This window comes from Frigoribacterium faeni (genome assembly GCF_007988805.1).
GTDB lineage: Bacteria > Actinomycetota > Actinomycetes > Actinomycetales > Microbacteriaceae > Frigoribacterium > Frigoribacterium faeni.
The window spans coordinates 42710-64710 of record NZ_BJUV01000005.1; the positions used below are offsets into that span (position 1 = coordinate 42710).

Here is a 22001-nt window from a genome sequence, read left to right on the forward strand (position 1 = left end):
GGCCTGCGGCCGGGAATAGAACGGGCGTGCCGCCAGTTCTCTCGAGGCGCCCGGGAGGCCCTGCCGACCGGTTTGCTATTCGGCAACGAGTGATGCAAACTGTGCGCGCCGAATTGGGTACACGAACGAAACAGAACTGGATGGGCATGGCAACCGACTACGACGCACCTCGCAAGAACGACGACGACTCGGAGTCGATCGAGGGGCTCAAGGAGCGGGTCCCCGACAAGATGACCGGCGTCGTCGACGACGACGCCGACAACCCGGGCTCGTTCGAGCTCGCCGGTCAGGATCTCTCCGACCTCGACCTCGACGTCGTCGTGCTGCCCCCTCAGGTGGACGAGTTCACGTGCGTCGAGTGCTTCCTCGTGAAGCACCGCTCGCAACTCGACCACGAGACGAAGCTCGGCGCTATCTGCCGGGAATGCGCCGCCTGAGCGCTTCCAGGCGATCGACGACCTCGTCCGGACGACGGGTCGACACCAACCAGTAAGGAGCCGGGTCCGATTCGTCGGCGAGCGTGATCTTCACGACCGGCTTCACCCAACCTCTGAAGAGGGTCCAGGCTCGAGCATCGAGCAGGGGCCCTCTTTCCGCTGTGGCGGCTGCGCCACGGTGCGCGGTGATCTCACCGATCTCGTGGGGGTAGAGGCGGGCCCTGCCCGCCGAGAACCCCTCGTCGTCGATCGTGAGCACCGGGGATCCGAACACGAGGGCGAGCACGGCCGCGGCGTAGAAGAGGACCGCCATGACGACGCCCACGGTGGGGTTGATCGGAAGGAACACCAGCAGCGTGGCGGGGAGCAGCAGGGCCGAGGCGACGAAGACGGTGACCGGCGGCACGAGCCGCTCGCGGTAGTGGTTCATGGGTCCATTCGATCAGACTTCTGCACTACCCTCGACACGTGACTCAGACCCTCGACGTCCTGATCGCGGCCGCCGAGGCCGACGGCTCCGTCTCCGCTCCTCTCTATTCGCACCCCGGCGACGCCGGCGCGGACCTCGTGTCGACCGAGGCGCTGACCCTGCGCGCCGGGCACCGGGCCCTCGTCTCGACGGGCGTGGCGATCGCCCTCCCCGACGGATACGCGGCCTTCGTCGTCCCGCGCAGCGGCCTGGCGGCCAAGCACGGCATCACCGTCGTCAACAGCCCGGGCACCGTCGACTCGGGTTACCGGGGTGAGATCAAGGTCACCCTGCTCAACACCGACATCGATGCCGACCACGAGATCGCCGTCGGCGACAAGATCGCGCAGCTGGTCATCATGCCGGTCGTCCGCGCGACCTTCGTCCCGGTCGACGTCCTCCCCGAGAGCGTCCGCGGCGTCGGCGGTTTCGGCTCGACCGGATACGCACACAACTCAGGAATGGCATCAGCATGAGGAAGTCCAAACGCGCCCAGCAGGCGGCAGAGGTCGAGATCGACGTCGAGCAGGTCGACGGGGACGACGTCGACGTCGCGATCCCCGACGAGGCGGAATCGGACGTCGAGGTCTTCGACGACTCGAAGTCCGCTCCCGCGGATCGAGCCGACGAGGGCCCGTTCGACGAGACCGAGGCGAATCCCGTCCGCCCCTACGTCGACCTCGGCGGCGTCAAGATCGTCCCGCGTGAGGGCCTCCACCTCCGACTCGAGGTCGAGGAGGGCAGCAAGCGCGTCGTCGCGGTCGGCCTCGACTTCGCCAAGTCGACACTGCAGGTGCAGCCGTTCGCCGCCCCGCGCAGCGCCGGTCTCTGGAACGAGATCCGCGGCCAGATCTCCGAGCAGATCCAACGCCAGGGAGGCGCCACCTCCGAGGTCGACGGTCCGTTCGGTCCCGAGGTGCGCGCCGAGATCCCGGTCATGGGCGGCGACGCCGGCATGACGCGCCTCGCCCGCTTCATCGGGGTCGACGGCCCGCGCTGGTTCCTGCGCGGTGTCATCGCCGGCGACGCCACCGTCGACGACGAGGCCGCCGAGAAGATCGAGGAGCTCTTCCGCAGCGTCGTCGTGGTCCGCGGCACGAACCCGATGGCGCCCCGCGACCTGATCCCGCTGACGATGCCCAAGGCGGGGCCCACCGACGGCCCGGGCGCGACGCCCTCGCAGGTCTAGGGACGACATGTCCGACGACGACCGCCCGACGTCCGCCTCCGAGTCCTCGCTCGACGACCCTCGGGTCTCGCTGGCGGCGCAGTTGCGGGTCGCCGCCGGTCGGGCCGGGATCGGCCAGGTGGCTCCGGGCGAGGTGCCGACCGCGTCCGCCCTCCTGGCGGCCATCGGCGGGGTCCGCGGTCTCGCCGAGTCGATCCTCCCGGGGCTCGGCTTCGTCGTCGTCTACGCGCTGACCGGACAGCTGCTGCCGTCCGTGCTGATCCCGGTCGGCGTCGCGGTCCTGTTCGTCGTGGCCCGCGCGGTGCAGCGCGGCCCGATCGCCCAGGCCCTGGCCGGCGTGTTCGGAATCGCGATCTCCGCGGCGATCGCGCTGCTCAGCGGTCGGGCGGAGGGGAACTTCGTCCCCGGGCTCGTCATCAACGCGGTGTCGCTCCTGGCGCTCGTCGTGAGCATCGTCGTGCGCTGGCCCCTGATCGGCGTCATCGTGGGCCTGCTCACCAACGAGGGGGCCGCCTGGCGAGCCGACCGGGCCAAGCGGCGGGTGCTCCAGCTGACGACCGGGCTCTGGTGCCTGCTCTTCGCCGCTCGACTGGCCGTGCAGCTGCCGCTGTTCTTCTCGGGAGAGATCACGGCTCTCGCGACCACGAAGCTGCTGATGGGCGTTCCCCTGTACGCCATGGTGCTCTGGGTGACCTGGCTCCTCGTGCGGACCGTCTACCGCGGGCGCCAGAACGCCGACGCCGCAGCCGGCTCGACCTCGTCCGGCGACGCCTGAACATCGGACCACCCCGCCGGTGGTAGCTTTATCTCGACATCGAGATAAATCGACGACGTCGGCCCATCACCGGTCTTCGGACTTAGGCTTGCCTCGCTGGTGCGGGACCTCGCCCAGTGACCATGATGACGACGAAGTCAGCAAGGGAGACGGCACGTGTCTGCAATCAACAGTTTCAGTTCGAAGGACTCACTGAGGGTCGGCGACACCGACTACGAGGTCTACCGCATCGACGCGGTGCCCGGAGCCGACAAGCTCCCCTTCAGTCTCAAGGTCCTCCTCGAGAACCTGCTCCGCACCGAGGACGGCGCCAACGTCACGGGCGACCAGATCCGCGCCCTCGGCTCCTGGCAGCCGACGGCCGAACCGGACACCGAGATCCAGTTCTCGCCGGCTCGCGTCGTCATGCAGGACTTCACGGGGGTGCCCTGCATCGTCGACCTGGCCACCATGCGCGAGGCCGTCTCCGCCCTCGGCGGCGACCCGACCAGGATCAACCCGCTCGCCCCGGCCGAACTCGTCATCGACCACTCGGTGATCGCCGACCTCTTCGGCAGCGAGAACGCCCTCGAGCGCAACGTCGAGATCGAGTACGAGCGCAACGGCGAGCGGTACCAGTTCCTGCGGTGGGGCCAGACGGCCTTCGACGACTTCAAGGTCGTCCCGCCGGGGACGGGCATCGTCCACCAGGTGAACATCGAGTACCTGGCCCGGGTCACCTACAGCCGCGAGGTCGCGTCCGCCGAGGGCGGAACGGTCGTGCAGGCCTACCCCGACACGCTGGTCGGCACGGACTCGCACACCACCATGGTCAACGGCCTCGGAGTCCTCGGCTGGGGCGTCGGCGGCATCGAGGCCGAGGCCGCGATGCTGGGCCAGCCCGTGTCGATGCTCATCCCGCGCGTCGTCGGCTTCAAGCTCAGCGGCGCCATCCCGACGGGCGTGACCGCGACGGACGTCGTCCTCACCATCACGCAGCAGCTGCGCCGTCACGGCGTCGTCGGCAAGTTCGTCGAGTTCTACGGCGAGGGCGTCGCCGAGGTGCCCCTGGCCAACCGGGCGACGATCGGCAACATGAGCCCCGAGTTCGGTTCGACGGCCGCGATCTTCCCCATCGACGACGTCACTCTCGACTACCTGCGCCTCACGGGACGCAGCGACGAGCAGATCGAGCTCGTCGAGAAGTACTCCAAGCTCCAGGGCCTCTGGCACGACCCCTCGACCGAGCCGGTCTTCAGCGAGTACCTCGAGCTCGACCTCGCCACCGTCGTCCCCTCGATCGCCGGGCCGAAGCGTCCTCAGGACCGCATCGAGCTCACCGAGGCGAAGTCCCAGTTCGAGGTGGACCTCGGCTCGTACACGACGACCGACCACTCCGGGGTCGACGCCGCCGTCGAAGGCACGTTCCCCGCCTCGGACCCCGTCGGACTCACCCCGCAGGACGAGGAGTCCTCCCACGCGGCCAGCCACAGCCACACCTCCCACGCACCGGCCAAGAGCTCGAAGCCCACGTCGGTCACCCTGGAGGACGGTCAGCACTTCACCCTCGACCACGGTGCCGTCGCCATCGCGGCCATCACCTCGTGCACGAACACGTCGAACCCCTCCGTCATGCTGGCGGCGGGACTGCTCGCCCGCAACGCGAGCCAGAAGGGCCTGAAGGCGAAGCCGTGGGTCAAGACGACCCTCGCGCCGGGCTCGAAGGTCGTCACCGACTACTACGAGAAGGCCGGCCTCACGAGCTACCTCGAGGATCTCGGCTTCTACACCGTCGGCTACGGGTGCACGACCTGCATCGGCAACTCGGGACCTCTGATCGACGAGATCTCGACCGCCGTCCAGGACAACGACCTGGCCGTCACCGCGGTCCTGTCCGGCAACCGCAACTTCGAGGGTCGGATCAACCCCGACGTGAAGATGAACTACCTGGCCAGCCCGCCGCTCGTCATCGCGTACGCGCTGGCCGGCTCGATGAACTTCGACTTCGAGAACGACGCCCTCGGCACGGCCGACGACGGCAGCGAGGTGTTCCTCCGCGACATCTGGCCCGAGGCGTCCGAGGTGCAGAAGACCATCGACGAGTCGATCGACACGGGCATGTTCACCCACGAGTACGCCGGTGTCTTCGACGGTGATGAGCGCTGGCGTTCGCTGCCCACGCCCACCGGAGCGACGTTCGAGTGGGACGACGAGTCCACCTACGTGCGGAAGCCCCCGTACTTCGACGGCATGACCATCGAGACGACGCCTGTCGCCGACATCCTCGACGCCCGCGTGCTGGCCAAGCTCGGCGACTCGGTCACCACCGACCACATCAGCCCGGCCGGATCGATCAAGGTCGACAGCCCGGCCGGTCATTACCTGGCCGAGCACGGCGTCGATCGCAAGGACTTCAACTCCTACGGTTCGCGTCGAGGCAACCACGAGGTGATGATCCGCGGCACGTTCGCGAACATCCGTCTCCGGAACCAGCTGCTGGACGGCGTCGAGGGCGGCTACACGCGCGACTTCACCCAGGCGGACGGCCCCCAGTCGTTCATCTACGACGCGAGCGCACGGTACCAGGAGCAGGGCACGCCCCTGGTCATCCTCGGCGGTAAGGAGTACGGATCCGGTTCCTCTCGCGACTGGGCCGCGAAGGGCACCAGCCTCCTCGGAGTCAAGGCCGTCATCACCGAGAGCTTCGAACGCATCCACCGTTCGAATCTGATCGGCATGGGTGTCGTCCCGCTCCAGTTCCCGGCAGGCGAGAGCTGGGAGACCCTGGGCCTCGACGGCTCGGAGTCCATCAGCATCACGGGTCTCGAGGCTCTGAACGACGGCGTCACGCCCAAGACCGTGCACGTCGTGGCGCGCCCGACCGAGCACTCGTCGGAGGGCAGGACGGCCGTCGAGTTCGACGCCGTGGTGCGGATCGACACCCCGGGCGAGGCGGACTACTACCGTAACGGCGGCATCCTGCAGTACGTGCTGCGCAGCCTGGTCTGACCCGACCATCGGACGACCCCCGCCCCGCCGAGACGCGCGGGCCGGGGGTCTTCTGACGTTCCGCACCCGGTGGTGCCTACACTGAACAGATGCCCTCCGGGGCGTGGAAGGGAAGCCGGTATGAGCCTGCTCGAAACGATCAGGGGTCCCCGAGACCTCGACCGGTTGACCGACGACGAGATGGTGGACCTGGCCGCCGAGATCCGGCGCTTCCTCGTCGACGAGGTCTCCAAGACCGGCGGGCACCTGGGGCCGAACCTCGGTGTGGTCGAGCTGACGCTGGCCCTGCACCGGGTCTTCCACTCGCCGCACGACGCCATCGTCTTCGACACCGGCCACCAGTCGTACGTCCACAAGCTCGTGACCGGGCGACAGGACTTCAGCAGGCTGCGGCTGCGGGGCGGTCTCGCCGGGTACCCTCAGCGTTCCGAGTCGGAGCACGACATCGTCGAGAGCTCCCACGCGTCGAGCTCCCTCTCCTGGGCCGACGGCATCTCGAGGGCGTTCCAGGTCACGGGGCAGTCCGACCGGCACGTCGTGGCCGTGGTGGGCGACGGCGCCCTGACCGGTGGCATGACGTGGGAGGCGCTCAACAACATCAGCGACGACAACGACCGCCGGCTCATCATCGTGGTGAACGACAACGGCCGCTCGTACGCACCCACCATCGGCGGCATGGCGCGATTCCTCAACACCGTGCGCACCCGCAGCACCTACCGCGACATGCACCGGGGCAGCCGGGCGGTCTTCGACAGGCTCGGCCACCCGGGTCGCGCCTTCTACCGCGGCGTCCGTGGCGGGCTGCACGGGTTCCTGAGTCGATTCACCAACAACGAGGCCCTCTACTCGAACCTCGACATCAAGTACGTCGGCCCCGTCGACGGTCATGACCAGCACGCCATGGAGGAGGCGCTCCGTCAGGCCAAGAACTACGGCACCCCGGTGATCGTGCACGCGATCACCGAGAAGGGCCGTGGATACGATCCGGCGAGAGCCGACGTCGCCGACCAGTTCCACGCCGTGGGCCAGATCGATCCCGAGACGGGTGAGCCCCTCGAGACCGTCAACGCTCCGTCGTGGACCTCCGTCTTCGCCGACGAGATCGTCTCCATCGCCGAACACGACGAGAAGATCGTCGGCATCACCGCGGCCATGCTGCGTCCGGTGGGTCTCCACAAGCTGGCGGAGAGGTTCCCGAAGCGGGTGCTGGACGTCGGCATCGCCGAGCAGCACGCCGTCACGAGCGCCGCCGGACTGGCCTTCGGCGGGCTGCATCCGGTCGTCGCCCTGTACGCGACGTTCGTCAACCGGGCCTTCGACCAGGTCCTGATGGATGTCGGGCTGCACCGCGCCGGGGTCACGTTCGTGCTCGACCGAGCAGGAGTGACGGGTCCGGACGGTCCCAGCCATCACGGGATGTGGGATCTCGCCCTGCTGCAGATCGTGCCGCACATCCGCCTCGCCGCCCCGCGCGACGCCTCCCGTCTCCGAGAGGAGCTGCGCGAGGCCGTGGCCGTCTCGGACGCCCCCACGGTCGTCCGGTTCTCGAAGGGCAGCGTCGGAACGGAGCACGAGGCTCTCGCGCGTCTCGACGACGGAGTCGACGTGCTCCACCGGGGTGAGCGCGACGACGTCCTCCTCGTCTGCGTGGGCCCGATGGCGAGCGTCGGTCTCGACGTGGCCGCCCGGCTCGCCGACCAGGGGATCGGGGCCACCGTCATCGATCCGCGCTGGGTCGTGCCCGTCGCGTCCTCGGTGATCGAGCTCTCGCGAACGCACCGGCTGGTGGTCACCATCGAGGACGGCGTCCGCGTGGGCGGCATCGGGACCCGGATCCGCCAGGACCTCCGCCAGGCCGGCGTCGACACCGCCGTCACCGAGCTGGGGCTCCCGGACGAGTTCCTGGACCACGGATCACGGGCGGAGATCCTCGAGGAGGTCGGTCTGACCCCCCAGGCCATCGCGCGCGACGTCGTGGCTCAGGTCCTCGGGAGCAAGATCCCGGTCGCCCGCCCGCTGTCCGACGACCCGGCGTCCGACCGTTCCCTGGATGCCCGTCGCCACGACTGATCCCTGAGCCGACTCCTGGTCTCGGCACCAGACCACGGCGCCCTCGCCACCGGAAGGAGGCGAGGGCGCCGTCGTGAGCGGGGCTCAGCCCGCCACGCCGCGGATCGGCGGCGTGTGGAAGGTGCGTCCCCGCACCCGCTCGGACGCTCCGACCCGGTCGAGATACGGCGTCAGACCGCCCATCTGGAACGGGTACCCCGCTCCGAGGATCAGGCAGAGGTCGATGTCCTCCGCCGCCGCGACGACGTGGTCGTCGAGCATCCGACCGACCTCGTCGGCGAGTCCGTCCTCGACCCGGCGCCGGAGGTCGTCACCGGACAGGGCCGTGCCCTCACCCGCAGCCAGGGCGACCGCCTTCTTGTCGAAGCCCTTGATGCGGCCCTTGGCGTCGCGCTCGTAGATGCGACCGTGGTCGGCCAGACGGTGGAGAGCCTCACTCGCGTGGAACCGCTCCGGGAAGGCCGCATGGTGCGTGTCGAGCACGTGCGCCCCGACGGTCAGACCCACCAGCTCGAGCAGCTCGAACGGCGTCATCGGCAGGCCGAACGGGTCGATGGAGCGGTCGACGACATCGAACGGGGTGCCGGTCTCGACGGCGTGCATGGCCTCGCCGAGGACCTTCGCGAGGATGCGGTTCACCACGAAGCCCGGCGTGTCAGCCGTGATCACGGCGTTCTTCCGCAGGGCCTTCGCCGTGACCATGGCGGTGCTCAGGGTCGCCTCGTCGGTGTTCGGCGTCTTCACCACCTCGATCAGCGGCATCACCGCGACGGGGTTGAAGAAATGGAACCCGACGAGCCGCTCGGGGTGCTCGAGGCGGGCCCCGATCGCCTCGACGTTCAGCGACGACGTGTTCGTCGCCAGGACCGCCGTGTCGGCGACGACCTTCTCGACGTCGGCGAACACCGACTGCTTGACCGAGAGCTCCTCGAAGACCGCCTCGATCACCCAGTCGCAGTCGGCGAACTCCGAGAGGTCCGTCGTGCCCGTGACGAGCGCCTCCAGCCGGTTGGATTCGTCTGCGGAGATGCGTCCCTTGGCCGCGAGCTCGACGATGTCGCTCTTGATCCGGGCGACGCCGGCATCGACGCGGCCCTGGTCGAGATCGGTGATGACGACGGGGACGCGGAGTCGACGCACGAAGAGCAGCGCGAACTGACTCGCCATCAGTCCGGCGCCGACGACTCCGACCTTGCCGATCTTCCGGGCGAGCTCGGGGGAGGGGGCGCCGGCCGGCTTCTTCGCTCGCTTCTGCACCAGGTCGAAGGCGTACATGCTGGCGTGGAACTGATCGCCCGACACGAGATCGGCGAGTGCCTCGTCCTCGGCGGCGAAGCCCGTCGCGCGGTCGGTGCTCTTGGCCGCTCTCAGCAGCTCGAGTGCGGCGTAGGGCGACTTCGCGACCGTGCCGATCTTCGACTCGAGGGACTTCCGGGCGATGCCGATCGCGGCGTCCCATTTGACGGCCCGCTCGATCCTGCCGGGTGCGTTGGGCCGCTTGACGGAGATGCGTCCGGAGATGACGCCGTCCGCCCAGCGGATGCTGTCCTCGAGGAAGGCCGCCGGACCGAACTGCACGTCGACGATCCCGAGCTCGAGGGCCTGCGCGGGCTTCAGCGTGCGGTTGTTCTTCAGCGGGTTCTCGACGATGACGCGGAGCGCGTTCTCGATGCCGATCAGATTGGGCAGCAGCCAGGCGCCGCCCCAGCCGGGGATGATCCCCAGGAAGACCTCGGGCAGGGCGATCGCGGCCGCCGACGAGTCCACCGTGCGGTAGTCGGCGTGCAGGCCGATCTCGACGCCGCCGCCGAGGGCGAGTCCGTTGACGAAGACGAACGTGGGCACGCCGGCGTCGTGCAGCTTGCCCAGCACCGCGTGGCCCTGACGCGCCAGCTCGAGGCCCACCTCGCGACTGGGGATCTGGCTGACCTTGCTGAGGTCCGCGCCCGCGGCGAGGAAGTACGGCTTGCCGGTGACGGCGATGGCCGCGATCTCCCCCCGGGAGGCGCGTTCGCGCAGTCCGTCGAGAGTCGCTCCGAACTCGGCGAGCGTCGCGGGTCCGAGCGTGCTCGGGCGGGTGTGGTCGCGGCCGTTGTCGAGAGTGACGAGGGCGAGGACCCCGCCGGAGGGCAAGGGCACGTCTCGGACGTACGAGTGCGTCACGACCTCGTCGGCGGACAGTGCGGTGAGGGTCTCGAGGGCCGTCGTCATGACCGGGCCGCCTTTCGCGAGTAGTGCGGGTTCTCCCAGATGACGCTGCCGCCCTGCCCGAGGCCGACGCACATGGCCGTCAGCCCGTAGCGGACGTCGGGGCGCTGCTCGAACTGGCGGGCGAGCTGGATCATGAGGCGGACGCCGCTCGAGGCGAGAGGGTGTCCGACGGCGATCGCACCGCCCCAGGGGTTGACGCGCGGATCGTCGTCGTCGATGCCGAAGTGGTCGAGCAGCGACAGCACCTGGACCGCGAACGCCTCGTTGAGCTCGAAGAGCCCGATGTCGGCGATGGTCAGGCCCGCCTTGCGGAGCGCCTTCTCGGTGGAGGGAACCGGACCGATGCCCATGATCTCCGGTTCGACGCCCGCGAAGGCGAAGCTCACGAGGCGCATCTTCGGGGTGAGCCCGAGCTCGTCGGCGGCCTGGCTCGAGGCGAGCAGACTGACGGTGGCACCGTCGTTGAGGCCCGACGAGTTGCCGGCCGTGACACGACCGTGGGGCCGGAACGGCGTGCGGAGCGACGCGAGCCCCTCCATGGTCGTCTCGGGACGGGGCGCCTCGTCGCGAGTGGCCAGACCCCAGCCCTCGTCGGTCGCTATGGCGACGGGCACGAGATCGGGTTGGATCTGGCCGGCATCGTAGGCCGCGGCGAGCTTCTGCTGCGACCGCATCGCGAAACGGTCGGACCGCTCCTTGGTGAGCCGAGGGAACCGGTCGTGGATCCGCTCGGCGGTGTTGCCCATGTTCAGGGCCTCGCCGCTGACGAGCTTCTCGGCGACGAACCGGGGATTGGGGTCGGCGTTGAATCCCATCGGGTGCCGCCCCATGTGCTCGACGCCGCCGGCGATGGCGACGTCGTAGGCCCCGAAGGCGATGCCGCCGGCCAGCGTGGTCACGCTCGTCATGGCGCCGGCGCACATCCGGTCGATGGCGAACCCCGGCACGGAACGGGGCAGTCCGGCCAGCAGGGCGGTGGTGCGCCCGAGGGTGAGCCCCTGGTCGCCCTGCTGGGTGGTCGCGGCGATGGCCACGTCGTCGACCCGGTCGAGCGGCAGCGACGGGTTGCGCTCGAGCAGGCCCTTCATGGCCTTGACGACGAGGTCGTCGGCGCGGGTCTTCCAGTACATGCCTTTGTCGCCGGCCCTGCCGAACGGGGTGCGGACCCCGTCGACGAAGACGACTTCTGTTCTCTCGGCCACATTGCCTCCAGTGCTCGGATCTGGTCCGATCCTAGGGAGAGGGGCGGGCCGGGAGAGAATCCTTCGCGGAAGTCTACGAAGGCGTGCCGTCGCCGTCCTCGGGCTCTTGGTGGGCGTCGACAAACGCGTCGGTCAGGGGGCCGGCCACCGCGTCGATCTGCCACGGGCGGGCGCCGAGCACCGCCAGGGCCGCTGCGACGGCGTCGGCCTCGAACGGGATGGGGGGCTCCCAGGCGAGCCGGCGGAGGTGCTCCGGCGTCAGCAGGTTCTCGACCGGCATGTCGAGCGAGTCGGCGATCTCCGTGATGCGCGGCCGGGCGTAGCGGTACCGGGCGTCGGCCATCGGGTTCTTGTCGGCCCAGCTGCGGGGCGGAGGGAGGGTGTCGCCGGCGGGGCCGCGCGTCGACGGCAGGTCGTCCGTCGCGAGTCCCCGCTCGATGGCGCTCCACCAGCGGTCGAGCTCGCTGCGGCTGGCGCGACCGACGAACTCCTTCATGCCCGCGAGGGCGCGTTTGTCCTGGGGCATCGCCTTGGTCGCCGCGACGAGCGACGAGTCCGGCACGAGTCGACCGGCGGCGGTGTCGATCTGCCGGGCGTAGTCGTCGCGGGCCAGCCAGAGCTCGCGGGCGACGGCCAGGCCACGCGCCCCGCGGATCGTGTGCAGCCCGGTCAGTCGTCGCCACGGCTCGGCCTTGGGCGGCTTGGCCTCGCGCGCCACGGTGGCCGCGAACTCCTGTCGCGCGATCTGCAGCTTGCCCGCGGCCTCGAGCCGCTCCTCCATCGCATCCCGGAGGTCGACGAGGAGCTCGACGTCGAGGGCCGCGTAGACCAGCCAGCTCTGCGGGAGCGGGCGGGTGGACCAGTCGGCGGCCGAGTGCTCCTTCGCCAGGTGGACGCCGAGCAGCTGCTCGACGACCGCGCCGAGGCCGACCTTGGGCAGCCCGGCGATCCGTGCGCCGAGCTCGGTGTCGAACACGGTCTCCGGGTCGAGTCCCACCTCGCGGAGGCAGGCGAGGTCCTGGCTCGCCGCGTGCAGGACCCACTCCTCGTGACCGATGACCTCCTGCAGCTCGGCGAACGAGCCGATGGCGGGCGGGTCGAAGAGGAAGACGCCCGCCCCGCGGCGGAAGACCTGGATGAGATAGGCGCGCTGCGAGTAGCGGAAGCCGGAGGCGCGCTCGGCGTCGATCGAGATCGGGCCGGTCCCGGCGCGGATCGCGTCGACGGCGGCGAGGTATCCGTCCCGGTCGTCGATGACGTCGACGCGCCCGTGGGAGTCGTCTGCGGTGGTCACCACGACGGGGGAGACGGTCACGACGGGGTCGCGGGAGGTCTCGTCCCGGGAGGGTTCTGATGCGGCGGCGTTCATGTCGTCCTTCTGGGTCAGTCTCGACCGACCCGCCGCGACGCGAGGAGGGTGACGCCCTCGACGGTGGGCGGGAGTCCCGCCAGCGTGCAGATCAGTTCGCTCCAGGCCTCGATGTGGGGGGCGAGGTCGGTGCTGGTGGGGCTCCAGGAGGCGCGCAGTTCGAGCTGCGCGCCGTCGCCATGGCGGGCGAGCTCGCCGTAGCCGGTCGACAGGACCTTCGTGGCGGTACCCGAGGCGGCGTCGTACGACGCGCCGCGGGCGTCGAGCGAGTCGACCAGCCACGACCAGGCCACGTCGGCCACGAAGGGATCGAGGGCGAGGTCGGTCTCGAGCGGCGCCTGGGCGAAGCAGACGACCCGGAACGGGCCGCCCCAGGCCTCCGGCTCGTCCGCGTCGTGGAGCAGGATGAAGCGTCCGGTGCCGAGATCGGCGTCCGCGCGGCCGTTCGCGCCCACCACGTCGCCGGCGAGCGCCAGGGAGAACGGGGCCAGGCCGGACGGAGCGGGGATCTCGGTGACCGCGAGGTCGTCGCGCGCGGTCGCGCGGCGGACGGAGTCGGTCGCCGCGGTGAACGCGGACGGGGGCGACGGCGTCGGGGGATTGTCGGACACCTCTGCAGACTAGGCTCCGAGCAGACCGTCAGGAAGGCGGCACGCCGCGAGGTCCCGCACCGCGGCGGGCCTCGCATCCCTCCGGTCGGCATCCCACCCGCTCCACCGTCCGGAGGCCGTCATGACCGTCCCGCCGTCCGCCACCGCGTCGTCGCCCCCGTCGAGGGCGGCCCTCGTCACCGCGATCGTCGTGGCGGCGACCGGGACCGCCGCTCTGCTGACCACGGTCGGCGGAGTCGTCGCGATCATGCGAAAGATCGTCACGCCCGAGCGCCGACGGACCGACGACGTGCGCATCGAGGGGTTCGACGACGCCGAGGCGAGGGTGACCGTCTCCTCGAACGCCGACACGCGCCTCCCTGGTCGGTACAGCCTCTGGTTCGACCGCGGGGCCGGTCACGCGCGCGTCGGCGAGGTCCTGTCCGACGACGGGCGGGTGGTCGTCCGACGGGTCGACGGCGTCGACCGCGGCGACCTCGCCGTCGCCCGCTCGGGCCGCATCGGCGGCTGGCTCTGGTCGAGTCCCGCCGACGCGGGACTGCCCGCCGAGGAGGTGCGGATCACCACCCCGGTCGGTCCGGCTCCCGCCTGGCTGGCCGCCGCCGACGACGGCCCGCGCGGGCCCTGGATGATCGGGGTCCACGGTCGCGGCGTCACGCGGGCCGAGACCATCCGGGCGGTTCCCGTGTTCCGCCGTGCCGGCTACACGTCGCTCCTCGTCTCGTATCGGAACGACGGCGAGGCGCCGCCGTCGCCCGACGGCCGGTACGCCCTCGGCGACACCGAGTGGGAGGACGTCGAGGCGGCCCTGCGCTACGCCGTGGAGAACGGCGCGACCTCGATCGTGCTGATGGGGTGGTCGATGGGTGGAGCCGTGGTGCTGCAGGCGCTCACGAGGTCGTCCCTCGGCCGTCGCGTCGCCGGCGTCGTGCTCGAGTCGCCCGTCGTCGACTGGCGCACCACGCTGCGGTACCAGGGCGCGGCCATGCACGTCCCGGCGCCGGTGCAGGATCTCGTGCTGCGCCTCCTGCAGTCCCCGACGCTGTCGCGCCTGAGCGGCCGTCGCGGGCCGATCGACTTCGACCGGCTCGATCTCGCCCGTCGCGCCGACGAGCTGGACGTGCCCGTGCTCGTCCTGCACAGCGACGACGACGGCTTCGTCCCGTCGACGGCCTCGCACGCGCTGGCCGCGGCCCGCCCCGACCTCGTGCAGCTGGAGGTGTTCCACGAGGCGCGTCACACGAAGCTCTGGAACTACGACCCCGAGCGGTTCGACCGGGTCATCGGCGACTGGCTGGACCGTCTTCCACGAGCCACCGGGCATACAGGGCGCTCTGCTCGTCCATCAGCAGCTGACGGAGGGTGAGGCGCGACGGGTCGAAGCGCTCGCGCCCGAACACCGGCAGTCCGCTCCCGATGACGACGGGCGAGGTCGAGAGGCAGAGCTCGTCGACGAGACCGTCGCGCAGGAACTGCCCGGCGAGCGACGGCCCGCCCTCGCAGACGAGCGAGTCGAGACCGTGCTCGCGCAGGCCGTCGAGGATGGCGGCGGGCTCGAGCAGACCGTCGTCGTCGGGACAGGTCACGACGGACGCGGCCCGCCAGACGGGGTCGCCGAGCGTGCGGCGGACGGCGCCGGTGGCGGACTCGGGGCACACGACGACGACCCGTTCGGCCTGCTCGGGATCCATCCGATGCCCGGTCAGATCGCCCGACGACGTGACGACGACGAGGCGCGAGGTCTTCGGGACGCGATAGCCCTCGGCGCGGACGCTCGCCGCCCCGACGAGCACTCCGTCGGCGACGGTGCGGATCGCGGAGAGGATCATCCGGTCGGTCGCGTTGCTCAGGGTCTCCGACGTGCCGTCCGACCCGGCCGCATCGCCGCTCACGGCCGCGATCAGGTTGAGTCGCAACCAGACGGGTGCAGGAGGCGCGTAGAGCCCACGCAGACGGGCCGGTGTGTCCTCGTGCTCGATGTCGAGCTCGAGACCCGTGTCGGCGGGCCGCTCGGTCGTGTGCAGCACCCGCAGGGTCACGCGACGGCGGTCCTCTCGCGGATCTGGCGCTTCGCCCGACCGAGCAGGGCCGTCATGCCCCGGATCCGCAGCGGGCTGACGGCCTCGGTGAGACCGATGGTCTGCGGGTAGTCGTCGGGCACGTCGTCGAGGACCTCGGTGACGGTCAGTCCGTCGAGCCCCTGGGCGAGGATGGAGGCGAAGCCGCGGGTCGTCGGCGCCTCGCGGGGCGCCGTCGCGTGCAGGTGGACGCGGCCGTCGGCGACCTCGACGAACAGGAACACCGGCGACTGGCATTCGACGACGCGCTCGAGCAGATCCGGGTGGTCGGCGTAGCGCGCGGGCAGCTCGGGGAGCTCGTTCGAGAACTCGAGCAGGAGCTGGAGGCGGTTCCGGACGTCGAGGGCGAGGAACTCCTCGCGGATCTCGACCAGCGCGGCGGGCAGGCTCGCTCCGGTCACCGGGCCGGGACCTCTCCCGGCTCGCTGCCCTGGACGATCGGCACGCGCACGGCGCTGCCCCACTCGGTCCACGATCCGTCGTAGTTGCGGACCTTCTCGAAGCCCATGAGGTGGTGCAGCACGAACCAGGTGTGGCTCGACCGCTCGCCGATGCGGCAGTAGGCCACGACGTCGTCGCCCTCGGAGAGGCCGGCGCCGTCGCGGTAGATGGCGTCGAGCTCGGCGACGCCGCGGAAACGCCCGTCGTCGGCTGCGGCCCTGCCCCAGGGCACGTTCGCCGCCGACGGGATGTGGCCGGCGCGGAGCGCGCCCTCGTCGGGGTAGGCCGGTGCGGTGGTCCGCTCGCCGGAGTACTCCTCGGGGGAGCGGACGTCGATGAGGGGCTCGCCGAGGTGCGCGAGGACGTCGTCCTTGTACGCGCGGATCACCGAGTCGTCCCGCTCGACGACGGGGTAGTCGCTCGCGGCGGGCTCCGGGGCGACGGTGGTGTACTCGCGGCCCTCGGCCTCCCAGGCGGCGCGTCCGCCGTCGAGCAGCCGGACGTCGTCGTGACCGAACAGCGAGAAGACCCACAACGCGTAGGCGGCCCACCAGTTGTTCTTGTCGCCGTAGACCACGATGGTCGTGTCGCGGTCGATGCCGCTCCTCGACATGAGTCGGGCGAACGCCTCGCCGTCGATGTAGTCGCGCTGGACGGGATCGTTGAGGTCGAGGTGCCAGTCGATCTTGACGGCTCCGGGGATGTGGCCGGTCTCGTAGAGGAGGACGTCCTCGTCCGACTCGACCACGACGAGGCCCGGAGCGCCCAGGTGCTCCTCGAGCCAGTCGGTGCTCACCAGGCGCTCGGGGTGGGCGTACTCGCTGAAGCGGGCGGACGTGTCGTGTTCGACGACCATGGGATTACCTCCGGGTGTGTCGCTCCGCGGGGCGGAGAGCCGCCGTCGACGGCGGGCGATCGGGTTGTCGGTGCGCACTAAACTCGTGTCCGCACGACCCGTCGAGGCTACGCACCGTGTCGCGGCCTCGCCCGGGAACCCCTGAGACTCTTCCACAGATCGCTCGACGTCCGCCGACGATCTCGTCGTGCCCCGCCGCCCGACCGACCGTGAGGCCGCCCCGATGTCACCCGATCCCACCGCGCACGTCGTGTCCCTGGTCGACCGCACCCCCTCCATCACCGGGGCCGAGATCGTCGCCGCGCTCGTGCCTCCACGGCAGTTCGTGGAGGCCTCGCTCGAGAACTACCGCCCCGACGCCGACTTCCCCTCGCAGCAGGAGGCCGTCGAGGCCGTCCGCGGCTTCGACGGGGCCTCGGCCGGGGCCGCGCGACGCGGCTTCTTCCGTCGTCGTCCGGAGTCGCCGGCGGTCCTGCCCGGTCTCTACCTCGACGGCGGCTTCGGCGTGGGCAAGACGCACCTCTTGGCCGCGCTGTTCAACCGCAGCACGGGTCGGCGCTACTTCGGCACGTTCATCGAGTACACCGCGCTGGTCGGGGCCGTGGGCTACGCCGGCGCGGCCGCCCAGCTCAAGGGCGCGTCGCTGGTGTGCATCGACGAGTTCGAGCTCGACGATCCCGGCGACACGATGATGATGACCCGCCTCCTCGGCGACCTCGCCGACGACGGCACCCGGGTCGCCGCGACCTCGAACACCCCGCCGAACGCCCTGGGCGAGGGGCGATTCGCCGCCGCCGACTTCCTCCGCGAGATCCAGGGGCTGTCCGACCGCTTCCGCACTCTGCGCATCGACGGGAACGACTACCGCCGCCGCGAGGTGGAGGCGCACGCCCGGGTCGTCGACGACGTCGACGCCGCCGTCGCGTCGGGGGACGGGCCCGGGTCGGTCGACTCGTTCGACGCCGTGGTGGCGCACCTCTCGACGGTGCACCCGAGCCGGTACGTCAAGCTCGTCGACGGCCTCGCGGCCGTGGGCCTCCGCGACGTCCGGCCGCTCGCCAGCCAGACGGACGCCCTCAGGTTCGTCGCGTTCGTCGACCGTCTCTACGACGCGCAGATCCGCGTGGTCTCGTCGGGCACCCCGCTCGACTCCGTGTTCGGCGACGAGATGCTCGCGGGCGGCTACCGCAAGAAGTACCTCCGCGCCGTGTCACGGCTCGTCGCGCTCACCTCGATATGACGCGCGCCCCGTCCGCCGGGCGAGTTCGGAGCGCGGTCCCAGCGAGCGTCGGTCGCGGGGAAACACGTTGTTTACATGCCGCCGAATCGTGTTACATTCCCGAAACATCCGTGCACACGTATGGAAACCTCTCGCCACGACACTGAGAGCCGCACCTCGGTCCCGTCCGGACTCACAGCGCGTGAAGATCACGGTCGGACGACGGACCGGTGCCCCTGGCTCCCGAATCGAGAGGTGACTCACAGATGGATCAAGGCAATACCGCCTTCATGCTGATCACAGCAGCCCTGGTGCTGCTCATGACCCCCGGCCTGGCGTTCTTCTACGGCGGCCTCGTCAAGGCCAAGAGCGTGATCAGCATGATGATGCTGAGCTTCGGGGCGATGGGCCTCATCGCCGTGCTCTGGGTCCTCTTCGGATACTCGATCGCGTTCTCGAACGGCCCCCAGGGGCCCGCCGGCACCGACACGTACATCGGCTGGGACGGCGTCTTCGGCTTCGATCCCTCGATGTTCAGCCTGAACTCGCTCTTCGTCGACAGCCAGGACCCGGCCGGGGCGTACCCGACCATCGCGTTCGCCGCCTTCCAGGCGACGTTCGCGATCATCACGGTGGCCCTCATCTCGGGTGCCATCGCCGACCGCGCCAAGTTCGGCGCGTGGATGATCTTCGCCGGCGTCTGGGCCACGATCGTCTACTTCCCGGTCGCCAGCTGGGTCTTCAACTTCACCCTCGGCGAGGACGGCTCGGTGGTGGACGGCGGTTGGATCGCCAGCATGGGCGTGATCGACTTCGCCGGAGGCACGGCGGTCCACATCAACGCGGGTGCCGCGGCGCTGGCCCTGGCTCTCGTGCTCGGCAAGCGGGTCGGATTCGCCAAGGGCGCCGACAAGCCGCACAACCCGCCCTTCGTGCTCCTCGGCGCCGGTCTGCTCTGGTTCGGCTGGTTCGGCTTCAACGCCGGCTCCGAGCTCGCGGCCGACGGCGTCGCCGCCCTGGCGTTCCTCAACACGATCGCCGCTCCCGCCGCCGCCATCCTCGGCTGGCTGGTCGTCGAGAAGATCAAGGACGGCAAGGCCACGTCGATCGGCGCCGCCTCGGGCGCCGTCGCCGGACTCGTCGCCATCACCCCGGCCTGCGCCGCCCTGACCCCGTTCTGGGCCATGGTGCTCGGCGTCGTCGCCGGTGCGGTCTGCGCCCTGGCGATCGACCTGAAGTTCAAGCTCGGCTTCGACGACTCGCTCGACGTCGTGGGCATCCACCTCGTCGGCGGTCTGATCGGAACGCTCTACCTCGGCTTCTTCGCCAACGGCAGCGGCCTGATCTTCTCGGGCTCGTTCGAGCAGCTCGGCATCCAGGCGATCTCGGCCCTGGCCGTCATGGTCTACTCCTTCGTGCTGGCCTACGTGATTGGCTTCGTGATCGAGAAGACGATCGGCTTCCGGGTCAAGAACGAGGACGAGGTCGCGGGCATCGACCTCGCCATCCACGGCGAGGAGGGCTACGTGCTGGAGAACTCGCGCCAGTAGTCGTCACCCGCTCCGCAGAACGGCCCCGGTCCTCTCGACCGGGGCCGTTCTCGTGCGTCAGCGCTCCGGCCGCTCCCTCGTCGGGCCGTGCGCTCCGCGCTCGAGTCGTGCGGAGCGCTTCCAGTTGGTCCCGTACCTCTGCATGTGCACCCGGGTGCGATCCGCCCGGAAGAAGTCGTGCGCGTACTCGACCGGCACGCCGTCGACGTCCCAGGCCACGCGGCGGATCTCGAGCAGGGCCGCCGTGACGCCGACGTCGAGCGCACGGGCCTGGTCCGGGGTGGCGGGCACCGCCTCGACGGTCTCGTCCGCGCGGTCGAGCTCCACTCCGTGCCCGGAGGCGAGAAGCGCGTAGAGGGACCCCGTGAGATCGCTCCGCAGCAAGCCGGGGAACCGCGCCGCGGGCAGCACGGAGGCGTCCAGCGACCACGGCACGCCGTCGACGAGCCGGAGGCGCTCGATCCGATAGACCGGGTCGGGCCCGGTCAGACGCAGGCCCCGTCTCTCGTCGGCCTCGGCGAGCGCCAGCTCGGCGCGCAGCACGCGCGTGGCGATGGTCCGACCCTGATGGCGGACCATGGCGGGCACCCCCTCCACCGTGTTCAGATGGCGTTGGATCCGTCCGTCGTGGAAGAACAGCCCGCCGGACCGCCCGAGGGCGCGACGGATCGTGCCCCGCGCCTCCAGCACGTCGAGGGCCTGCCGGAGCACGGTCCGACCGACGCCGAGACGTTCGGCCAGCGCACGCTCGCTGCCCAGCGCCTCGCCGGGGTGGAACCTCTCGTCCCGGCAGTACCGGAGGAGGGCCGCGAGGGCGAGTTCGCCGGCCGTCGGCTCCGCGTGCGGGACGTCCCGGTGCATGCCCGTGCGCCCGTCAGGCACCGAGCGCGGTCAACGACTCGTCGAGGGCCCCGACGAGCCAGTCGACGTCGGCCGCCTGGAAGGCCAGCGGCGGCCGGAGCTTGAGGACGTTGCCGTGCGGGCCCGCGACGCTCGTCAGCACGCCGCGGTCGCGGAGCTGCTCGAGCAGGGCGAGAGCGAGGGCGCGATCGGGTTCGCGTCCGTCGCGGGAGCGGACGAGCTCGAACCCGATGAAGAGTCCGGCGCCTCGGACGTCGCCGACGGTCTCGTGGGTGGCCATCAGCCCCCTGAGCTCGTCGAGCGCGAAGGCGCCGACGGAGGCGCTGTGCTGCTGCAGCCCCTCGTCGCGGATCGTCGTCAGCACGGCCTGCGCCGCGGCCATCGAGACCGGGTTGCCGCCGAAGGTGTTGAAGTACGGCACGGTGTCGCTGAAGGCGGCGAGGACGTCGGCTCGGGCGACGAGGCCGGAGACGGGGATCCCGTTCCCCATGGGCTTGCCCAACGTCACGACGTCGGGGACGATCCCGTGCCGCTGGAAGCCCCAGAACGCCTCGCCGGTGCGACCGAAGCCGGGCTGCACCTCGTCGGCGATGACGACGCCCCCGGCCCGGTGCACGACGTCGACCGCCTCGCGCAGGTAGCCGGCCGGTCCGGGCAGCACGCCGTCGGACGAGAAGATCGAGTCGAGGATGAGACCGGCGAACCGGGTCCCGTGGGCCTCCATGTCGGCGATGGCGGCACGCACCCGGTCCGCGAACCAGGCGCCGAGGTCGGGGGCGTCCACCCGGTACGCGTCCGGCGCGTCGACGAGGCGGGCCGACGGAGCGATCGGCTGACCGGAGCCGAGCGCGGGGGAGACCCCCGAGGTCAGGTCGCTCGTCCCGTGATAGGCCTCGCGGCTCGCGATGATCCCCTCACCGCCGCTGGACGCCCGGGCCACCCGGATCGCCAGGTCGTTCGCCTCGGATCCCGTGCACATGTACATGGCCTTGTCGAGCTCGACCGGCAGGGTGGACAGCAGGTCGTCGGTGTAGTCGAGGATCGTCTCGTGCAGATAGCGCGTGTGCGTGTTGAGCCGCTGCATCTGATCGTGGACGGCGGCGACGACGGCCGGATGGCAGTGCCCCAGACTCGCCACGTTGTTGTACATGTCGAGGTACTTGCGGCCGTCCACGTCCCAGAGGTACTGGCCCTCGCCCCGCACCAGGTGCACCGGCCTGCGGTAGAAGAGCCGGTACGACGCGCCGAGCACCTCGTCGCGTCGTGCCGTGAGGTCACGGGTCGCCGGATCGAGCGCGGCGGCGTCGTCCGGGCGGAACGAGTTGGTGTCCATGATCGTCGATCGGGTGGCCATGGGGTCCTCTCGGTGGTGCGGGTGGTGCGCTGACGTCGTGGTCCGGTCTCGATGGATCGGCGAGGGTGCGTGCGATGCCGGTGTCCTGTGTGCCGTTCGGGGCCCAACCCTCGAGGCGGTGGTGATGGACACCACAAGTCTGGCGACCCCGGGAGGCGCGTGGCGGCCCGGGCGTTTCGCGCACGTTACGAAACGGGCGCCCGAGCGAAACGGTTTGTTTCGGAGCGCACCGGGCGTTACCAGCAGGTAAAACGACGCTCGGGACCATCGCGTCGTCCCGCGGCGCGTGCCATGCTCGTCGCGGGCCCAGCCCTCCTCTCC

The 22001-nt window shown here is 70.6% G+C and carries 19 protein-coding genes; 9 read left to right on the top strand and 10 right to left on the bottom strand.

All coding sequences use genetic code 11. The features are described 5' to 3' along the window. Positions 1-146 precede the first annotated feature (146 nt). Positions 147-437: a DUF4193 domain-containing protein gene (locus FFA01_RS03600; RefSeq protein ID WP_055798422.1), complete on the top strand. Its 291-nt coding sequence runs from the start codon at positions 147-149 to the stop codon at positions 435-437. Here FFA01_RS03600 and FFA01_RS03605 read toward each other — a convergent pair. Then, positions 412-867: a DUF3093 domain-containing protein gene (locus FFA01_RS03605; RefSeq protein ID WP_146853095.1), complete on the bottom strand. Its 456-nt coding sequence runs from the start codon at positions 865-867 to the stop codon at positions 412-414. The genes FFA01_RS03600 and FFA01_RS03605 overlap by 26 nt on opposite strands. Before the next feature lie 38 nt (positions 868-905). On the opposite strand from FFA01_RS03605, the gene dut reads away from it, so the two are divergent. The 5 genes from dut to dxs all read left to right on the top strand — a co-directional run bounded on the left by dut (position 906) and on the right by dxs (position 7928). Beyond that, positions 906-1382, top strand: coding sequence for a dUTP diphosphatase (dut, locus tag FFA01_RS03610; RefSeq protein WP_146853097.1), 477 nt, complete (start codon positions 906-908; stop codon positions 1380-1382). Next, on the top strand, positions 1379-2095 hold the full coding sequence (locus FFA01_RS03615) for a DUF3710 domain-containing protein (RefSeq protein WP_146853099.1): 717 nt from the start codon (positions 1379-1381) through the stop codon (positions 2093-2095). The genes dut and FFA01_RS03615 overlap by 4 nt, the downstream gene beginning before the upstream one ends. A 7-nt stretch (positions 2096-2102) precedes the next feature. Next, a complete protein-coding gene (locus FFA01_RS03620) occupies positions 2103-2870 on the top strand; it encodes a DUF3159 domain-containing protein (protein WP_146853101.1) in 768 nt (255 codons plus the stop codon). Between the two features lie 156 nt (positions 2871-3026). Continuing rightward, a complete protein-coding gene (acnA, locus tag FFA01_RS03625; protein ID WP_146853103.1) occupies positions 3027-5858 on the top strand; it encodes an aconitate hydratase AcnA in 2832 nt (943 codons plus the stop codon). 120 nt (positions 5859-5978) lie between these two features. Further along, positions 5979-7928, top strand: a complete 1950-nt coding sequence (dxs, locus tag FFA01_RS03630) for a 1-deoxy-D-xylulose-5-phosphate synthase (RefSeq protein ID WP_146853105.1) — start codon at positions 5979-5981, stop codon at positions 7926-7928. An 84-nt stretch (positions 7929-8012) separates the two neighbouring features. On the opposite strand, the gene FFA01_RS03635 is transcribed toward dxs, so the two are convergent. The 4 genes from FFA01_RS03635 to FFA01_RS03650 form a co-directional block, all read right to left on the bottom strand. Then, positions 8013-10139, bottom strand: coding sequence for a 3-hydroxyacyl-CoA dehydrogenase NAD-binding domain-containing protein (locus FFA01_RS03635; RefSeq protein WP_146853107.1), 2127 nt, complete (start codon positions 10137-10139; stop codon positions 8013-8015). Then, positions 10136-11341, bottom strand: coding sequence for a thiolase family protein (locus tag FFA01_RS03640; protein WP_146853109.1), 1206 nt, complete (start codon positions 11339-11341; stop codon positions 10136-10138). Before FFA01_RS03640 ends, FFA01_RS03635 begins: the two co-directional genes overlap by 4 nt. Positions 11342-11414: 73 nt before the next feature. Continuing rightward, complete coding sequence (locus FFA01_RS03645; protein WP_146853111.1) at positions 11415-12710, bottom strand: HRDC domain-containing protein; 1296 nt, start codon at positions 12708-12710, stop codon at positions 11415-11417. Positions 12711-12724: 14 nt separating this feature from the next. Beyond that, positions 12725-13321 carry a DUF3000 domain-containing protein gene (locus FFA01_RS03650; RefSeq protein WP_146853113.1) on the bottom strand — a complete coding sequence of 199 codons (597 nt, stop codon included), beginning with the start codon at positions 13319-13321 and terminating at the stop codon, positions 12725-12727. Between the two features lie 121 nt (positions 13322-13442). On the opposite strand from FFA01_RS03650, the gene FFA01_RS03655 reads away from it, so the two are divergent. Further along, the gene (locus FFA01_RS03655) at positions 13443-14687 is read left to right on the top strand and encodes an alpha/beta hydrolase family protein (RefSeq protein ID WP_146853115.1); all 1245 of its coding nucleotides are present in this window, start codon (positions 13443-13445) and stop codon (positions 14685-14687) included. Here FFA01_RS03655 and FFA01_RS03660 read toward each other — a convergent pair. From FFA01_RS03660 to FFA01_RS03670, 3 genes are read right to left on the bottom strand one after another with little or no spacing between them, the layout of a single operon-like run. Then, on the bottom strand, positions 14602-15360 hold the full coding sequence (locus FFA01_RS03660; protein WP_146853117.1) for a dihydrofolate reductase family protein: 759 nt from the start codon (positions 15358-15360) through the stop codon (positions 14602-14604). The two genes, FFA01_RS03655 and FFA01_RS03660, sit on opposite strands and share 86 nt — an antisense overlap. After that, complete coding sequence (locus FFA01_RS03665; protein WP_146853119.1) at positions 15357-15800, bottom strand: SufE family protein; 444 nt, start codon at positions 15798-15800, stop codon at positions 15357-15359. Before FFA01_RS03665 ends, FFA01_RS03660 begins: the two co-directional genes overlap by 4 nt. Beyond that, the gene (locus tag FFA01_RS03670; protein ID WP_146853121.1) at positions 15797-16696 is read right to left on the bottom strand and encodes a sulfurtransferase; all 900 of its coding nucleotides are present in this window, start codon (positions 16694-16696) and stop codon (positions 15797-15799) included. The genes FFA01_RS03665 and FFA01_RS03670 overlap by 4 nt, the downstream gene beginning before the upstream one ends. Positions 16697-16919: 223 nt before the next feature. Here FFA01_RS03670 and zapE point away from each other — a divergent pair, with 223 nt between their 5' ends. After that, positions 16920-17936: a cell division protein ZapE gene (zapE, locus tag FFA01_RS03675; RefSeq protein ID WP_146853123.1), complete on the top strand. Its 1017-nt coding sequence runs from the start codon at positions 16920-16922 to the stop codon at positions 17934-17936. Positions 17937-18181: 245 nt separating this feature from the next. Beyond that, on the top strand, positions 18182-19465 hold the full coding sequence (locus FFA01_RS03680) for an ammonium transporter (protein WP_146853125.1): 1284 nt from the start codon (positions 18182-18184) through the stop codon (positions 19463-19465). Positions 19466-19522: 57 nt separating this feature from the next. Here FFA01_RS03680 and FFA01_RS03685 read toward each other — a convergent pair whose 3' ends face one another. Together FFA01_RS03685 and FFA01_RS03690 are read right to left on the bottom strand one after the other, a co-directional pair. Next, positions 19523-20326, bottom strand: a complete 804-nt coding sequence (locus FFA01_RS03685) for a GntR family transcriptional regulator (RefSeq protein ID WP_146853127.1) — start codon at positions 20324-20326, stop codon at positions 19523-19525. A 13-nt stretch (positions 20327-20339) separates the two neighbouring features. Then, positions 20340-21680: an aspartate aminotransferase family protein gene (locus FFA01_RS03690; protein WP_146853129.1), complete on the bottom strand. Its 1341-nt coding sequence runs from the start codon at positions 21678-21680 to the stop codon at positions 20340-20342. Between the last annotated feature and the right edge of the window lie 321 nt (positions 21681-22001).

What these genes read in the sequence shown, in the direction of transcription:
- FFA01_RS03685 (WP_146853127.1), bottom strand. Translation starts at nt 20,326, where the DNA reads ATGCACCGGGACGTCCCGCACGCGGAGCCGACGGCCGGCGAACTCGCC.
- FFA01_RS03600 (WP_055798422.1), top strand. Translation starts at nt 147, where the DNA reads ATGGCAACCGACTACGACGCACCTCGCAAGAACGACGACGACTCGGAG.
- FFA01_RS03690 (WP_146853129.1), bottom strand. Translation starts at nt 21,680, where the DNA reads ATGGCCACCCGATCGACGATCATGGACACCAACTCGTTCCGCCCGGAC.
- dxs (WP_146853105.1), top strand. Translation starts at nt 5,979, where the DNA reads ATGAGCCTGCTCGAAACGATCAGGGGTCCCCGAGACCTCGACCGGTTG.
- FFA01_RS03680 (WP_146853125.1), top strand. Translation starts at nt 18,182, where the DNA reads ATGGATCAAGGCAATACCGCCTTCATGCTGATCACAGCAGCCCTGGTG.
- FFA01_RS03620 (WP_146853101.1), top strand. Translation starts at nt 2,103, where the DNA reads ATGTCCGACGACGACCGCCCGACGTCCGCCTCCGAGTCCTCGCTCGAC.
- FFA01_RS03605 (WP_146853095.1), bottom strand. Translation starts at nt 867, where the DNA reads ATGAACCACTACCGCGAGCGGCTCGTGCCGCCGGTCACCGTCTTCGTC.
- FFA01_RS03635 (WP_146853107.1), bottom strand. Translation starts at nt 10,139, where the DNA reads ATGACGACGGCCCTCGAGACCCTCACCGCACTGTCCGCCGACGAGGTC.
- FFA01_RS03670 (WP_146853121.1), bottom strand. Translation starts at nt 16,696, where the DNA reads ATGGTCGTCGAACACGACACGTCCGCCCGCTTCAGCGAGTACGCCCAC.
- zapE (WP_146853123.1), top strand. Translation starts at nt 16,920, where the DNA reads ATGTCACCCGATCCCACCGCGCACGTCGTGTCCCTGGTCGACCGCACC.
- FFA01_RS03615 (WP_146853099.1), top strand. Translation starts at nt 1,379, where the DNA reads ATGAGGAAGTCCAAACGCGCCCAGCAGGCGGCAGAGGTCGAGATCGAC.
- FFA01_RS03645 (WP_146853111.1), bottom strand. Translation starts at nt 12,710, where the DNA reads ATGAACGCCGCCGCATCAGAACCCTCCCGGGACGAGACCTCCCGCGAC.
- FFA01_RS03655 (WP_146853115.1), top strand. Translation starts at nt 13,443, where the DNA reads ATGACCGTCCCGCCGTCCGCCACCGCGTCGTCGCCCCCGTCGAGGGCG.